The following is a 15,007-nucleotide window of genomic DNA, read 5'->3' as shown; positions in this document are numbered from 1 at the left end:
CGATCTGCCGAATGACCCCGTGTCGTTTGCTTGGAAGTCGCGCCGGTTTCTACGAACCGAGACTGCCGACTTTTCTGCTTATGCCGGTTGTCCTGTTTGTTCGGAAGATTCGGACTCCGAAGTTGAACGTTTCCTTCGCTACAACCTGCAGTTCAGGAAAAATCGCTACAGGTTCACAGGTTCGGCAAGACCTGCGATTCGCGACCGCCGACCGCCGACGCCAAGACCCGCGTGAATCTGGGAAAACTGGATTGAATGCGAGGACGCAGCGGCGCCCCATTCGGCGCAGTTCGCCCCATATCAAAAGGGAATGGGACGCGACAGAGCAAACTCCGTCGCGTCCCATTCCAGATTTCAACACACTGTTTCACGGTCGTGAAACGGAGGCGTCACTTTCCTGCCGCAAACTGAACCTGCGCGGACGAACCGGCGACATCCTGCAGTTCCACGCGCAGCGGCTTTGATCTCAGCCCCCGTTCCACGCAGAAGGTGAGCACGGATTCGCCAGCGGGCAGGTCGACGGTCAACGTCGCATTCGGAGTCAGCGGTTTGCCGTTCAACCAGATCTGCAGACCCTCGGCGCCGTTCAGCACCAGCCGCGTCTTCCCCGCCGTGGAGGTCAGCAGCCGGCAGCGGGCGAACGAAATCGATCGCGCCCCCTCGGCCAGCCGCTGCTGCATGTCGAACGCAGGCTGTTCCCCGATCGGCAGACCGCCGGAAACGGTCGTGCAGGCCGCGTTCCACGCGAGCCCCGTGTCGTCCGAGACCAATTGCGTATCACTGGTCCGGTAGAGCCGGGTGAAGGCTTCCGGGGTCGGCTGCAGCACTTCCCAGCGGCGGGCGACGCGGGCGTTTCCAACGGCGTACGGACCGACCTTGCCCAGTTCCGACAGGAACCGCACCAAGTCCACCAGTTCGGCCCTGGTCAGGCGATCGATCAGACCGGCCGGCATCAGGGACGTCCCGTTGGCCTGTTCGTCGATCGAGTTGAGCGGCACCGAGACTTCTTTATCTTCCGCGTCGCGCAGAATCAGGTCGGTGTCCGACTGCCGCACCTTCACGCCCGAGAAGACTTTGCCTTCGTCGGTCGTGACGACGATCGTGTTGTAGCCCTCTTTGACCTGCTTGTTCGGCTGCAGCATCGAATCGACGAGGTAGTCGTCCTGGGCGCTCGCTCCGATGCTGACCAGGTCCGGGCCGACCTTGCCCCCCGCTCCGCCGATGGCGTGGCACTTGAGGCAAGCGAGCTCGGTTCGACGGAACAGGGCCTCCCCCCGCGCCGGATCGCCCTTTTCTTTGACCTCGGCGACTAGAGCAGCCATTTCTTCTGCGGAGAGCACCTTCGGGCTGCCGGTCAGGCCAGCGGCCTTGTTCAGGGCTTCGACCAGTTCCGGCTGCGGTTTGCCACCGCCGGTGACCGTTCGCAGAGCGATCTTGGCGGCGTCTTCCGGCAGTTTCTGCCCGTTGAGTTTGCTGACGAGCTGTTCGACAGCCCCCTTCTGCTGCAGGAACGCCGTGACGACCCGCGCCTGCTCTTCGGCGCTGCGCGAGCGTGCGAGCCATTGAATCGCCAGTTCGGCGGCCTGGGCCGGAGCTTGCCCGGCCAGACTCATCACGGCCTCGGCCTGGACGCCCTCGGGCTGGTCGGGGTTGACCAGATCGACGAGCGCCGCGACGACAGCAGCATCGTTCAAGCCGGCAAGTCCGCGAATTGCCGCGCGGCGGACTGGTTCACCGGCGGTTGCGTCTCGCGCCAATTCTTTGAGGGGGGCGAGGAGACTTTTCAGCCCCCAGACACCGATGGTGGTTGCCGCAGCGGACTGTAGATCAGCGTTCTTGGTCTTGAGGAGCGCGGCGAGTCCGGAGAGGTCGCCGGCGGGCTGGACATTGCGTCGCCGGCGGGCTTCGGCGAGCGTCCGCAGGAGCGAGGCCGCTCGATCGGGGGCCGTTTCGGATTTCAAAGCGAGGTCAAACACGGTTCGCAGTTCCGCGGGTCCGCCGAGCGAAGCGGCGATGTCCAGTACCTCCGGCTCTTGAACGGAGGCCGTTTTACCAGCCTGCCACATCTGCAACAGGACAGGGACCGCCTCGGAGGCTTCGGCGGCTCGGATGGCGTACAGGATCCGGGCGGGATTGCCCCCATCCTGGAATTGTCCACCGAGAAGCCGCGGCAGCCACACCGACTTCTGTTCACGGACCGTCTGCCACAAGGCATATTCCAGAAACTGGTCCATCGGATGGTCGACGACGCGCAGCGCGACTTCGGCGGTGTCCGGTTCCGATCGTGTCGCCAGCGCCCGCACCGCTTCCATCCGGACCCTCTGATGCACATCGGCCACACCGCGTTCCAGCCACGGGCGGACGTTCGGCAGTCGGTTCTGCCAGTGGGGAACGACGCGCATGGCGGCCGCCCGCGCCCGGTGATCGGGCGACTCCAGCACTGCCGCCAGCAGTTCGGGCTGCACGACGTCGATGGACTGGTACATCCAGAGAGCTTCGAGGCGCAGATGCTCGAATTCAGGATCGTTGGGGTCGAGCGCCGCGGCCCACTTCGTCAGAGCCGGCAGGACTTCGTCGCGACCGCGTTCCTTCAGAACTCGCTTGGCATGCTGGCGCGTGTAAGTCTCCGGCGATTTCAACGATTCCAGCAACTGCCCTGTCGTCGCCTTGACGAGCTCCGGGCGTTTGACGAGCGGACGCCCCTTGGCCGTCACACGCCAGATTCGGCCATGAACGTGGTCGCGGCGCGGATCGCGGAAGTCGACTTCGCCGTGCTGGATGATCGGGTTGTACCAGTCGGCGATGTAGATGGCTCCGTCCGGCCCCTGCTTGACGTCGATCGGCCGGAACGCGACGTGCTTGGTCTGGATGAGATCGGGCTGCTGCCGGGCGGCGAATCCGGCCCCGTCTTCCTGCAGGACAAACCGGCAGACGCGGTGTCCGCGGAAGTCGTGCGTGATCAGGTTTCCCTGCCAGTCGTCCGGCAGGTGCCTCCCGTCGACCATTTCGAGGCCGCAGTACTTCGGGCTGCCTGGATTGAGTCCGTGCAGAACTCGGGCGACGCCGAATGCCGTCGGGTAAGCGGCTCCCGGCACCAGGTAGTTGATGCCTTCGCCGCCGGCGCCGTCGGTGACGAAGGACTGGCCCCAGCGATCGAAAGCGTGGCCCCAGGTATTGACCCATCCGCGTGCGAGAACGTCGAGCTGCAGCGTTTCCGGACGGAACTGCCAGATGCCCCCGGCATTCAGACGTCGGACTCCGTAGGGCGTCTCGACGTGGCTGTGGATGTAGATCGACTGGTTGAAGTAGAACAGTCCCTCTGGACCCCAGCGGAACGTGTGAATGATGTGGTGCGTGTCTTCAGTGCCGAAGCCCGAGAGGACGATGCGCGACTTGTCGGCTTTGCCGTCGCCGTCGGTATCGGTGAGATGCAGCAGCTCGGTGCTGTTGGCAACGTAGGCGCCGCCGTCGCCGGGCTCGACTCCAGTGGGGATCAGCAGTCCATCGGCGAAGACCGTCGTTTTGTCAGCCACGCCGTCGCCGTCGGCGTCTTCGAGGACCACGATCTTGTCGTTGGCTTTCTGCCCCGGGGCGATCTGGGGATAGACCTCCGAGGCGGCGATCCAGAGTCGTCCCTGGGGATCGAAATTGATCTGGATCGGCTTGTGGAGCAGCGGGTCGGCGGCAAACAGGTTGACTTCAAACCCCTCGGCCACCTCGAACGTGCGAAGTTCCTCGACCGGATCGGGGACGGGAATGTCTTTCAGTTCCCGCTGGGCGAAGGCGGCAGACGGCAGCACGAGAAATAGCGATGAGGCGATCAGGCGGGCGAACTGCCGTTGCGCGAAACGGCCGGGGAGCTGCATCATTGAGGAACTTTCGCTGTCGGACTCGGAGCTGTGATCGTCGGGGCGCAACGGCCCGGAAATGACGATCATGTTCCGCGAACACAAGCGGATCAAGTTCGCCGGGGCGAATCCAGATTCGAAAGATTTCGCGCAGAGATGCAGAGGCCGCAGAGAAGGCGGAAGACCGAAGATTTCACGCAAAGGCACAAAACGGAACGCAAAGACGCCAGGAAGAGAAGCGCTGAAGGAAGTCGAGAGACGAGAGTCCAGAGTCGAGAGCCAGAGAAGACCGGGAGGGCTGGATTCTCCGGCCTGGCGATCAGCGACAAGCGATACACGATCAGCCCCCTTTCCCGTCTGGCTACTCGCCATTCCCCGCTCGGGGGCGGAGACGCGCTGGAGTTGCGGGGATCTGCTCGATCAGCCGGTTCGGTCCATGGGACTGCTTTTCCAGAACGAAGCCGTCGTAGGGGAGTCCCGTGGCGGTGCGGGCTTCGTAGATCAACCGGCCGCCATCAATGGTGATGATCTGAAAGAGCTGAGTGTTCTCGGCGACACGTTCGAACTCCGTGCTGGCGGAATCCGGCAGTTCGTACATCTTCGGCCCGCTCACGGAGACGACGTAGACCGTTCCGGACGTCGGGCTCCGGGCAGTGACTCCTTCGGGAATGTTTTTCTCCGTCACCGGCTGTTCTCCGCCTGACACCAGGCCGGAGCGGGCATACGTGTGATCGTGCCCCTGGAGGACGAGATCGACCCGATGTCGGTCGAAGACCGGCTGCCACAAGTTGCGCAGCAGCGCGTTGCGTTCCAGCTCCGATTCGGTTCGGATGCCGGAAGCCGAGTAAATGGGGTGGTGAAACGTAATGATCGTCCAGCGCTGCGGACGTGTGGCGAGGACGTGCTCCAGCCAGGGGACCTGCTCCTGCTGGCGTTCGTTCGAGTTCAGCGAGATGAACCGGACCCCCTGATAGTCGAACGTGTAGACGGTCTCGGCCAGCTCCGCTGGACCGTTTTCCGGCAACGTGAACTGCGGGCGCCAGTGGGGCGTCAGTTCGAGTGTTTTGAACAGGCCGACTTTGTGGTACTCGTGGTTGCCGGGAGTCATCACGTTGGGGGTCATGGCATTCAGCCAGCCTCCCGCCTGGAACCATTCTCCCCACTGGGCATCTCCGTTGGGATCGTTGACGAGGTCGCCGGCGTGGAGCAGAAACCGGGCTTTGGGTGCGTTCGTGAAGGCTTCGCGGACGACTCGCGACCAGAGGGGCTTCAATTCAGTCTGCGCATCGCCGAAGTACAAAAACGTGAAGGGCTCGACGTTCGTCGAAGCGGTGCTGAAGTGAAACCATTCGGTCCAGTTCTGTCCGTCGCCCACGCGATAGGCGTAGCGGGTTCCGGGGGACAAGTCCTCAAAGACGACGGAGTGGAAGTGGGCCTCGTTGATCCGGCTTGTGAAGGGCTCCGTGCGCGCCGCGATCTGTCGAGCGGCGTCCTGGAACTCCCGGTTGTCGCCCGCCACGGCAATCTGGGCGACTCCCCGCGAAACAGAGAGGTCGGTTCGCCAGTTGACTGCTGCCGTCCGGGCGGGATCGCCTGCAAATGTCAGAATCACCCGGTCCGGAAGACGCGTTGGTCGATGCAGATCTTCGTCGGCGACTCTGGCAGGCTCGGAATCGGCCATCGCCGTTTCGGCGGAGGGGTGGGCCTGGGTGCTGGACCGATAGAGGCTGATTCCCGCGACAAGGACCAGCAGGCCAATTGCCAGCAGTCCAGCGATGAGTCGCGTTCGAAATGGCGAACGGCGGGGCGAGTCGTCCGGAGACCGATTCATGGGGACATCCTTGTCTTCCGTCACGACAATCCGTCCGGCAGTGCGATGGGTCGGGCACCTGCCGGTGCGCTGTGCTCCATAGACATTTTCGCGAGCCCGAGCGTTTCTCGCAATGCCCGGGACGTTGCGTCGAGGTGCCCCAGCGTATCGCAGAATGCGGTGAATCGCAGGCGGCTGCGAATTTCCTCGGAAAGCGCCTGACCGCCGACGACGAATGGGATCTTGAGTGCCGCCGCGGCGTTCGACAGGCGCGTGAAGCCCTCGAGGAAACGGTCCGCCGGCCCCAGGTGAGTCACGCTCAGCCAGAAGAGCTGCGGTCGAACATGCTCGATCGCCTGCACGAGCGTGTCGAAGGGCAGCCCGCTGCCCAGCGAATTGGCCCGCCATCCGCCGGCCCGGAGTATCAGTTCGACCATTGTCGTCGGGACGGAGTAAAAGTCGTCCGGTCCGGTTCCGCCGATGGCCGTCGGGGCGCCGGGGAGAGGCTCGGTCAGCAACAGGCGAAGCTCATGCAGAACGCGGATGACCGCCTCGCAGGCGCGGCGTTCCTGATAGACCGCGAGCGAGCCGCAATCCCATCGTGCGCCAATTTCGTGGAGCACTGGAGTGAGAAGGGCGTCGCAGAGTTCCAGAATGCTGCGTCCCGCAAGATAAAGGTCAAACAGAATCTGGCGCGATCGCAGGTCATCGCCCTCAATCAGTGCGGCGAGCAGGCGTTCGCGCGCCCGGTCGGCGGTGCGTTCTCCCTGGCCGCAGGCGGCGGGCAGCCCCAGGACGGTGGGATCGACGACGGCGAATTGCCTCGCCCGGAGGAAATCCAGCACCTGCGGAAGCTGCAGACGCCGATGGCCGCCGGCGGTCCGTCCCGTTTCCAGCAGTCCCTGATCGCACCAGCGCTTCACCGAAGATTCGCTGACCCCGATGGCGCGGGCAAGCTGCTTCGGAGACACGAATTCGGGGAGAGACACGGGAAGCCTCGTCGCAGGCTGCGATTTAAAGTGATTCATAACTCTCTGCGGAGTAAGACGTTAAGAAGTTCAGCCGCGGCTTTCAATGCCGCGGTTCCAGGGCCGGCCACCGGATTGGATGGCGAAATGAATGATTTGGACGAATTTCACTTGTGCTTTTGGTGGGCACTGCCGTATAACGCTCGTGCACGATTTGAACGAATCAATGGCCGCAGAGTCTCACTTTTCGGAGCTGTGCCGATGGTCGCTACCACTTCTCACTTTCGACGTCAGGCAGTGGTTTCGTTACCGAATGCCGCACGCGAGAGTCTGCCCGACGCGATGGCGGTTGAAGTCGAGCCGACAACCCGGAACCTGCGCGAACGGGCCGAACGACTGCTGGATCGCGAGATTCAGTTCATTCCCAGCGCGGAGTTCGGCCAGCTTGATGCGGAGGCCGTTCAGACGATCGATCTGGAGGAATCGCTCGACAGCGGCCGAAAGTCGACGACGGTTCCAGAGGGAATTCCCGCCTATCTGGCGTCTCTCTATCGGACGCCGCTGCTGACTCCGGTCCGCGAGCGGCAGCTCTTCCGGAAGTACAACTTTCTCAAATGGCTGGCGCGCCGGGAGCAGGCCTCGCTCAAAGCGAGCCGTCCGTCTCGAGCGAAGATTGAACGCATCGAGCAATTGCTGGCCGATGCGGCGCTGGTCCGGAATCAGATCGTGCAGGCGAATCTGCGGCTGGTCGTCGCCAACGCGCGAAAATACGCCGACGCGGAGCATGGCTTCGACGATCTGGTGAGCGACGGGAATCTGACGCTGGTACAGGCGGTGGAAAAGTTCGACTACAGTCGGGGGTTCCGGTTCAGCACCTACGCGACGCACGCGATCCGCCGGACGTTCTTCCGCCGGATGGATCGGCGGCAGAAGGAGCGGGCTCGGCTGACATTCGCCGCCCCCGAACTGATCCAGACCGCGCCGCAGCCGGAGCCGGACGCCGATCAGGCGGGGCCGGCGGATCTGGTGCTGTTCGAGGCGCTGGTTGAGCGGATGCGAGATCGCCTGAGCGAACGGGAGATAACAATTCTGAAGGCCCGCTACAGTCTGGAGACGGGCGAAGTCGCGCCGACGCTGCAGGTGCTGGCCCGGGAACTGGGGATCTGCAAAGAGCGGGTCCGGCAACTGCAGATCCGGGCGATCGGCAAGCTGCGGGAACTGGCGGGCGAGCTGCAGTCCTCAATGAATCTCGAACCGAGTATGCTGGAAGTGTAAGCGGCGCCGGGCGACTTGCCGCTGCGGTCGCCGGGGCCTTCGGCACCCTCGCAGGAGATCGATCATGGACTCGTCATCGTCGCTGGATTCGCTGCATCACATTGCGATCTCCGTGCAGAACATTGCCGAGGCGGCGGAGTGGTATCGCGAGACGTTCCGTTGCGAGATCACTTACCAGGACGCGACCTGGGCGATGCTGAAGTTTGGAAATGTCAGCCTGGCGCTGGTCCTGCCGGAGCAGCATCCGCCGCACATCGGATTCGTGACCCCTGCGGCGCACAAGTACGGCACATTGAAGCGGCACCGGGACGGCACGGAGTCGATCTACATCAGCGATCCGTCAGGCAACGTGGTTGAGCTGATGTCGCCCGAGTCGTGCGGTCAGGCCTGAACGGTCGGAGTCCGAGAGCGAGGTCTGTCGTTGAAATCGTCCGTTCCGGAGCTGCGACTCCGCCAGGCCAATCTGCGACAGACGCGATCGGACGGCGAATACGTCCTTTACTGGATGACGACGGCCCGACGGACGCACGGGAACTATGCGCTGCAGCGGGCGGTCGACTGGTGCGAGGCTCTGCAGAAGCCGCTGCTGGTGTTCGAGCCGATCGGCTGCCGCGGGCGCTGGAACTCCGACCGGTTTCATGCGTTTGTGCTGCAGGGAATGCGGGATCAGCAGGCGCGGCTCAAGGAGGTCGGTGCGGGGTATCTGCCGTCTGTTGAACGAATGCCCGGGGCGGCGCGAGTCATCTTCGATGAGCTGACGCGGCGAGCGTGCGTCGTCGTGGCGGACGACTTTCCCTGTTACTTTCTGCCGCAGATGCTGGAGGCCGGGGCGGCCCGTTGTCCGGTCCGCATGGAAGCGGTCGACGGGAATGGTCTGTTTCCGATGCGCGGGACGGACCAGGTGTTTCCGACGGCCTACGCGTTCCGTCGGTTCTTGCAGAAGAATCTGCCCGCGCACCTCGGCCAGTTCCCAAAGTTCGATCCATTCCGGGGGCGGGACCTGCCCCGATTCGCCGAATCCCTCTTGCCTCAGTCGATTCGAGAACTGTCGACCGTTGATGACTTGCTGCTGAGGGGCGATCCCGCCGCCTTGGCCGGCATTCCGATCGATCACTCGGTCGGTCCTGCGGCCTTTCCAGGAGGTGAAGCGGCCGGGCGAAAAGTCCTGCGGACGTTTCTGGAGTCACGACTGAATCGGTACGCGGAGCATCGAAACGATCCCGATCAGGAGGCGGCGAGCGGGTTGTCGCCCTATCTGCACTTCGGGCACATCGGCGCTCACGAGATTTTCGTGGCGATCACGCAGCGCGAGAACTGGACTCCCGAGCGTCTGGCAGCCAAAGCGTCGGGGAGCCGCGAGGGCTGGTGGATGATGAGTCCCGAGGCCGAATCGTTCCTGGACGAACTGATCACCTGGCGCGAGCTGGGTTTCAACATGTGCTCCCACCGCAGCGATTTCGACCAGTATGGATCGCTGCCCGAATGGGCGCGGCGGACATTGCAGGAGCACGCGGGCGATCCACGACCGTGGCGTTATTCGGCGGACGAACTGGAAGGAGCGGAAACTCACGACGAGTTGTGGAACGCCGCCCAGCGACAGCTCGTGCGAGAAGGTCGAATGCACAACTACCTGCGGATGCTGTGGGGGAAAAAGGTGCTCGAATGGTCGGCCTCGCCGGAAGAGGCGGTCGAGACGCTGATTCACCTCAACAACAAGTACGCCGTCGACGGTCGGAATCCGAACTCATACTCCGGGATCTTCTGGGTCTTCGGGCGCTACGATCGGGCCTGGGGGCCGGAACGTCCGATTTTCGGCAAAATCCGCTACATGAGTTCGGAGAACACCGCCCGGAAGCTCCCTGTAAAGGGCTACCTGGATCGCTACGGACCTTGAGCGAAGAGATGACGCGTCGTGCGGATTCCGGGGATGTTCGGCGGGAGGCAGTCAGCCAGGCATCGCGAAGCGTTATTCGCCAGACTTCGCAAGCTCGCGGGCCTCCGCCGAGCCAAGTTGGCTCCAGCAGCGAAAATTGGGAGTCTCGACGACCCGCCAGCCCTGCTGGTGCCGTTCAGTCAGAATCGGAGCGGTCACCTCGGCGGCAAGCGCCGGGGGAAGCCAGGCAGCCAGCACAACCCAGCAACAGACTTCGCCGACGCGCATTCCGTGTCCCCTCTCCAGTGCGAGAAGCCACGGAGAGGAAATCCTGTGCCGGCGACTGCGGCGGCGCCTTCGGCGATGCCGCAACCGATTGGCAAGAAGCACATTACGGCGAGACTGAAGGCCGGAATCGCGGACCTGATGCCAGCCGCGCGGGCGGCCTTGCTTCCAAATCGGGCAGGCCGATTCGGCGTCGAGTTCTCACGCCACAGAGCCGCGGATCGCGCGGGCGATCAGCTCGCCTGCAACCACGGCCGCCAATCCGAGCACCAGGTTCGCGGCCAGGTGGGCCACCCCCAGCCAGCGTTCCGAATGGGTCTGCGACATCGAAACCGTTTCCCAGGCCAGCGACGAAAACGTCGTCAGCCCTCCGAGGATTCCGGTCACCAGAAACATCCGGACCCTGTCGCTCAGCCAGGCCGGCGGCAGCCCTCCCAGCACGAGGCCGATCAGCAGGCTGCCGACGACATTGACCAGCAGCGTCGCCGCGCCGGGGTAGACCAGCAGCACCCGGTGGAGGGCGGCGCTGGTCAGAAACCGCAGGCTGGCGCCAATGGCTCCACCAGCAGCCACCGCTCCGACATTCAGCAGAAATCCGAGCGGAGGCTGCACAATCGCCGTCTCACATGGCAGGGATCGGGGACGGAATCACGGGGCGGCGATCTTCCAGAGGTGATTGTCGCTGCGTGTATAGATCGCTCCGTTGGCGACCGCGGGGGTGCAGAGAATCGTCTCGCCCAGATCGCCCTTGCCGACGACTTCCCCTTTCTCGCCCGCAATGCTGACCACCTGACCGAGCCCGCGTTCATTGAACAGGTAGAGATTGTCGCCCGCCGCGACGGGGGTCGCGCTGAAGGGGCCTTCGACCCGGGTCTGCCACGCGACTTCGCCATTCTCGAGGCTGGCGCAGATCAGCACGCCGGCGGAATTGATGACAAAGATTTTATCGCGATAAACCGTAGGGCTGCCGGTGCCGGGGCGAAGTTTTTCACCCCGCCAGAGCTGTTCGACGCTGGCGCTGTCGACGGGCGGGCGGATGGCCGTAATCCCGTTCGAAGGGATGTAGACCAACCCGTGATGGACCACGGATGAAGGAATCGTGCTCGCGCCGTCGGTGTACTGCCAGACGACCTCGCCGGTCAGCGGTTTGACAGCGGCCAGCCCGGCGGAGGACTGGAGCAGCGCCAGGTCATCAGCTCGCGTCTTGCCGGGCAGCACCACCGGGGACGTCCAGTTGGCTTTTTTGGGACGGGGCGACGTCCAGCGCGATTCGCCGGTCTCGACATTCAGCCCGGTCGCCAGCGAATCGCTGTCGTTTTCGAACTGCACGACCAGCGTGTCGCCGACGACGATCGGCGATGACGACATGCCGAGGCTGTTGCTGGCGTTCGGATGATCCCAGGTCAGCGCCCGAAACCATTGCAGGTTCCCGTCGAGGTCGAGGCAGATCACGTCGTTGCTGGAGTAGAATGCGAAAACGCGTTGGCCGTCGCTGGCCGGCGTCGGCGTGGCGTTGCTCATCTTCGGGTGGCCGGTCGACCGACCGAGCGCCCAGAACTGCCGCTCCCAGAGCAGATCGCCCGACTTGTCGTCGAAGCACAGCACGTGGAGCCGGTCCTGCAGGTAGCCGGTGCAGGCGGTGACGAAGACCTTGTCGCCGACGACAATTGGCGTCGACAGTCCGCGCCCCGGCAGCTCCCGCTTCCAGGCGATGTTTTCCCCGTTTTCCCACGACGTCGGCGGAGCCTTGCCGTCGGCAACGCCCGTCGTATCGCTGCCGCGGAACTGACGCCAGTCAGCGGCATTGGCGGCCGAGACCGCCAGAGTGAGACTCAAACCGAAGGCGAGAAATCGCATATCCGGGGCTCCTGCGCGAGCGGAGAGAAATCCGAAATTCGAAGCACGAAATCCGTAACAAATCCGAAATCTCAAACTCGAAACACTCACCTTTCGAGGAACGAAACTTTGTCGCCGGCAGGCAGAATCGCGGCTCCCGAGCTGTCGCTGACGCGAATCTGGAACTTCCAGTCCTGAGCCCAGTCCTCGGTCTGCTCGTTCTGGCAGACCTTCAACAGGATGACATTCCGGCCCGGCTTCAGGTGCACCTGCACCTTGTACTGGTCGAGCCGGGTCCCGCGGTGATATTCGTCGCGGGCAAACGCCAGTTCCCCGTTGACCCAGAGTTTCCAGGCGTTCGGCGTGCCGAGCCGCAGCTCGACCGTTTCCGCCTGGGGCGCGTTGAACTCGGTGGCGGCGTAGGAAACGGCTCCCTTGAACGGGGAGAGAGCTTTCGCGAGGTCGACCACGCCGTACTCGTCGGTCGTGGCGTGATCGGTCCAGGCGACATCTTTGTCTTCCTTGCCGACGTACTTCGCGTCGAACTTCAGTTCTTTCTCGGGGGGATAGACCGTATCAAATCCGACAAGCCCGACGTTGTTGAACGGAGCGATCAGCTTCCAGCGGGTCAGAAAGCCAAAGTGCTGCTGCAGATCGACATCGACCCCCAGTTCCTTCAGCGGCTTGACGATCGCCTTCACCTGATCGTCATCGGTAGCCCCCTGCAGAGCCTCCTGAAAACCCGCCTTCGCGGCCTCCTTTTCGTCGGCGGCCAGCTTGGCCTCGGCGGCTGTAATCAGTCGCTGGACGGCGTCGCGGCGGAACGCCGAGCCGGGATCCTTGAGCATGCCGGGGATCAGCCGGTCTTCCACCGCCGGATCGACTTTCCGCAGCCACTCGTAGGCCAGACGGCGGGCCGCAGCATCCTGTTTCGTATCACGGACGAACTGTTCCAGAGCATCCGCCGGGAGCTTGCCCCCCTGTTTCAACTCGCGATCGGCGATGGCCTCAAAGGCCCCGGCGAGCCAGTTCGCAGCCAGAGGATTGGCGCCGGTCATCGCCGTGAGAATGACCGGAAGTTCGGCGGGAGGGGCCTTGGACAATTCCTGGACCGCAGCGACCGCAGCTTTGTGGCCTTTGCCGGCATGGTCGACGGCCTTGATGGATGCAATCGCCCCAGCAACGTCGGCTCGGACTCCTGTCGCGGCGCAGGCCAGCACAAGGACGGCAGCCAGTCCCTCTCGGAAACGCATCATCGACAATTCCTTCCGGAAGTGCTCGAAATTCCCCACGGGAAGGCTGCGACCTCGGCGCGGCGGTCCTCCCGTTCACGGGGCAGCGTACGCCAGTCCCGGCGGACCTGCAAGCGCCTGTCCCGGTGAAGAGTTGATGAGGCCTGCTGGTGAGGCGTGCGGAAGCCGGTGAGCCGGCACTTCGAAAGATTGCCGGCGGGTGATTATTCGTAAGTATATATTCTTCAGATGTTTGCGCGCGACTGCGACGAACCTGGCAAATCATTTCTCTCAGGATCTGCTCCCCCTGTTGCAGAATCCCGGAGTTGCGTATAATTTCGACAGCCGAATCTGTGAATTGCGATCCGTGTCGGGTCCGCACGGCCTGTTGAGGAGATAGGAAGCAATGTCTGTCACACTGACCGAAAAAGCCGCCGGCGAGATCAAGCGCGTCATCGCCGAGCAGAATCTCACCGACGATATGGTGCTGCGGATCGGCGTTGCCAGCGGCGGATGCAGCGGGTTTTCCTACTCGCTGGGCTTTGACAGCAGCACCGGGATCGACGCCGCCAAGGATCACGTCGCCGAGCAGCACGGGATCAAGGTTGCGGTCGACAAGAAGAGCGCTCTGTACCTCGACGGGACGACCGTCGATTTCTACGACGGCCTCGAACGTCGCGGGTTTACTTTCAATAACCCGAATGCGGTCAAGTCCTGCGGTTGCGGCAGCAGCTTCTCCGCCTGATTCTGCCTCACGCAGAACCTGACGAAGTTCCCGAGCCCGACGGACGTAGTCCGTCGGGCTCGTTTCGTTGCTAGGCTGTCGAGGGTCGAGAGACAAGAGCCAGAAAACGAGACGCAACCGCCATCTTCGGTCTTGCCACTGACGACGGACCACTGACCACTGACCACTCTCTGCGTTGGCCGAATCGGTACGATTTGCGGTAGAGTACGGCGGCCGTAACAGACTCGCGTCGTTCACAAGAATTTCAGACAGGTGCAAAGCATGAAGTTTGCTGGCCGCAGCGCTCTGGTGACCGGTTCCTCCCGCGGGATCGGCAAGGCCGTCGCCCTGGAACTCGCCCGTGGCGGGGCCGATGTCGCCATCAACTATCACTCGCAGAAAGGCGAAGCCGAAGCGGTCGCTGCGGAAGTCGAAAGCCTCGGACGCAAGGCGCTCCTGCTGCAGGGGGACGTCTCCAGTCAGGAGCGGGTCGACGCGATGGTCGCCGAGACGGTCGCCGCCTTCGGCAAGCTCGACATGTTCGTCTCGAACGCGGTCTACAGCGATCGCGAACTGATGATCAAAGCGGATATGAAAGGCTTTCGGCGGACGATCGACGTGACGATGTGGGGGGCGTTCTACGGCGTGCGGGCGTCGTCGATCCAGATGGTCAAGCAGGGTCACGGCGGCAGCATCGTGGTGGTCAGCTCCCCGCATGCGACGATCCCCATCCCCACCGCGATGGCCTACAACATGTCGAAGGCGGCGATCGACCACATGGCGCGCACCGCGGCGATCGAACTGGCGCCGCACCGCATTCGCGTGAATGTCGTGCACCCCGGCTGGATCGACACGCCGGGCGAGCGGAAGTTCTTCAGCGAAGATCAGATCCAGCAGGGAGGCGCGGCCCTGCCGTGGGGGCGGCTGGGAACGCCGGAGGAAATCGGCAAGGCGGTCACGTACGTCCTGAGCGACGACGCAGATTATATGACCGGCAGCACGCTGCTGATCGACGGCGGCGTGAGCCTGCCCTGGTGGTCGAATCGGGGCGAAGGAAAGATGTAGGATTGGACGGAGATTGCATCGATAATTCACAGACGCCCCCCCGCAGTCGAGAAAGACTGCGAGGAGGCGTTGAAGTTTTCCAGAAGTCTGA

12 protein-coding genes are annotated in these 15,007 nt (G+C 63.4%); 5 read left to right on the top strand and 7 right to left on the bottom strand.

Annotated elements, in window-relative coordinates:
- Positions 1 to 389: 389 nt before the first annotated feature.
- The 3 genes from SH412_RS04210 to SH412_RS04200 form a co-directional block, all read right to left on the bottom strand.
- Complete coding sequence (locus SH412_RS04210; RefSeq protein ID WP_336522264.1) at positions 390 to 3,869, bottom strand: PVC-type heme-binding CxxCH protein; 3,480 nt, start codon at positions 3,867 to 3,869, stop codon at positions 390 to 392.
- 340 nt (positions 3,870 to 4,209) lie between these two features.
- Complete coding sequence (locus SH412_RS04205) at positions 4,210 to 5,679, bottom strand: purple acid phosphatase family protein (RefSeq protein ID WP_336522263.1); 1,470 nt, start codon at positions 5,677 to 5,679, stop codon at positions 4,210 to 4,212.
- Between the two features lie 20 nt (positions 5,680 to 5,699).
- Complete coding sequence (locus tag SH412_RS04200; RefSeq protein ID WP_336522262.1) at positions 5,700 to 6,647, bottom strand: MerR family transcriptional regulator; 948 nt, start codon at positions 6,645 to 6,647, stop codon at positions 5,700 to 5,702.
- 240 nt (positions 6,648 to 6,887) lie between these two features.
- Here SH412_RS04200 and SH412_RS04195 point away from each other — a divergent pair, with 240 nt between their 5' ends.
- The 3 genes from SH412_RS04195 (at position 6,888) to SH412_RS04185 (ending at position 9,795) form a co-directional block, all read left to right on the top strand.
- Entirely contained in the window at positions 6,888 to 7,901 is a 1,014-nt protein-coding gene (locus tag SH412_RS04195; protein WP_336522261.1) for a sigma-70 family RNA polymerase sigma factor, read from the top strand.
- Positions 7,902 to 7,965: 64 nt separating this feature from the next.
- Positions 7,966 to 8,292: a VOC family protein gene (locus tag SH412_RS04190; protein WP_336522260.1), complete on the top strand. Its 327-nt coding sequence runs from the start codon at positions 7,966 to 7,968 to the stop codon at positions 8,290 to 8,292.
- A gap of 30 nt (positions 8,293 to 8,322) precedes the next feature.
- Positions 8,323 to 9,795, top strand: a complete 1,473-nt coding sequence (locus tag SH412_RS04185) for a cryptochrome/DNA photolyase family protein (protein ID WP_336522259.1) — start codon at positions 8,323 to 8,325, stop codon at positions 9,793 to 9,795.
- 72 nt (positions 9,796 to 9,867) lie between these two features.
- On the opposite strand, the gene SH412_RS04180 is transcribed toward SH412_RS04185, so the two are convergent.
- From SH412_RS04180 to SH412_RS04165, 4 genes are all read right to left on the bottom strand, one after another.
- Positions 9,868 to 10,062 (bottom strand): hypothetical protein, encoded by a 195-nt coding sequence (locus SH412_RS04180; protein WP_336522258.1) that lies wholly within the window; start codon positions 10,060 to 10,062, stop codon positions 9,868 to 9,870.
- A 198-nt stretch (positions 10,063 to 10,260) separates the two neighbouring features.
- Positions 10,261 to 10,671 carry a fluoride efflux transporter FluC gene (locus SH412_RS04175; RefSeq protein WP_336522257.1) on the bottom strand — a complete coding sequence of 137 codons (411 nt, stop codon included), beginning with the start codon at positions 10,669 to 10,671 and terminating at the stop codon, positions 10,261 to 10,263.
- A 36-nt stretch (positions 10,672 to 10,707) separates the two neighbouring features.
- Positions 10,708 to 11,916 carry a PQQ-like beta-propeller repeat protein gene (locus SH412_RS04170; RefSeq protein WP_336522256.1) on the bottom strand — a complete coding sequence of 403 codons (1,209 nt, stop codon included), beginning with the start codon at positions 11,914 to 11,916 and terminating at the stop codon, positions 10,708 to 10,710.
- Positions 11,917 to 12,002: 86 nt separating this feature from the next.
- Positions 12,003 to 13,151: a hypothetical protein gene (locus SH412_RS04165; protein WP_336522255.1), complete on the bottom strand. Its 1,149-nt coding sequence runs from the start codon at positions 13,149 to 13,151 to the stop codon at positions 12,003 to 12,005.
- Positions 13,152 to 13,533: 382 nt separating this feature from the next.
- On the opposite strand from SH412_RS04165, the gene SH412_RS04160 reads away from it, so the two are divergent.
- Both SH412_RS04160 and SH412_RS04155 read left to right on the top strand, forming a co-directional pair.
- On the top strand, positions 13,534 to 13,872 hold the full coding sequence (locus SH412_RS04160) for a HesB/IscA family protein (protein ID WP_336522254.1): 339 nt from the start codon (positions 13,534 to 13,536) through the stop codon (positions 13,870 to 13,872).
- A gap of 261 nt (positions 13,873 to 14,133) precedes the next feature.
- Entirely contained in the window at positions 14,134 to 14,916 is a 783-nt protein-coding gene (locus SH412_RS04155) for an SDR family NAD(P)-dependent oxidoreductase (RefSeq protein ID WP_336522253.1), read from the top strand.
- Positions 14,917 to 15,007 lie beyond the last annotated feature (91 nt).

The organism is Planctellipticum variicoloris, assembly GCF_030622045.1.
GTDB classification, from domain to species: Bacteria; Planctomycetota; Planctomycetia; order Planctomycetales; family Planctomycetaceae; genus Planctellipticum; species Planctellipticum variicoloris.
Note: the sequence above shows the minus strand (reverse complement) of the source record. Positions and strands in the feature narration are given on the sequence as shown.

Coding starts and splice junctions, on each gene's coding strand:
- SH412_RS04210 (WP_336522264.1), bottom strand. CDS start 3,869: ATGATGCAGCTCCCCGGCCGTTTCGCGCAACGGCAGTTCGCCCGCCTG.
- SH412_RS04205 (WP_336522263.1), bottom strand. CDS start 5,679: ATGAATCGGTCTCCGGACGACTCGCCCCGCCGTTCGCCATTTCGAACG.
- SH412_RS04195 (WP_336522261.1), top strand. CDS start 6,888: ATGGTCGCTACCACTTCTCACTTTCGACGTCAGGCAGTGGTTTCGTTA.
- SH412_RS04190 (WP_336522260.1), top strand. CDS start 7,966: ATGGACTCGTCATCGTCGCTGGATTCGCTGCATCACATTGCGATCTCC.
- SH412_RS04180 (WP_336522258.1), bottom strand. CDS start 10,062: ATGCGCGTCGGCGAAGTCTGTTGCTGGGTTGTGCTGGCTGCCTGGCTT.
- SH412_RS04170 (WP_336522256.1), bottom strand. CDS start 11,916: ATGCGATTTCTCGCCTTCGGTTTGAGTCTCACTCTGGCGGTCTCGGCC.
- SH412_RS04165 (WP_336522255.1), bottom strand. CDS start 13,151: ATGATGCGTTTCCGAGAGGGACTGGCTGCCGTCCTTGTGCTGGCCTGC.
- SH412_RS04160 (WP_336522254.1), top strand. CDS start 13,534: ATGTCTGTCACACTGACCGAAAAAGCCGCCGGCGAGATCAAGCGCGTC.
- SH412_RS04155 (WP_336522253.1), top strand. CDS start 14,134: ATGAAGTTTGCTGGCCGCAGCGCTCTGGTGACCGGTTCCTCCCGCGGG.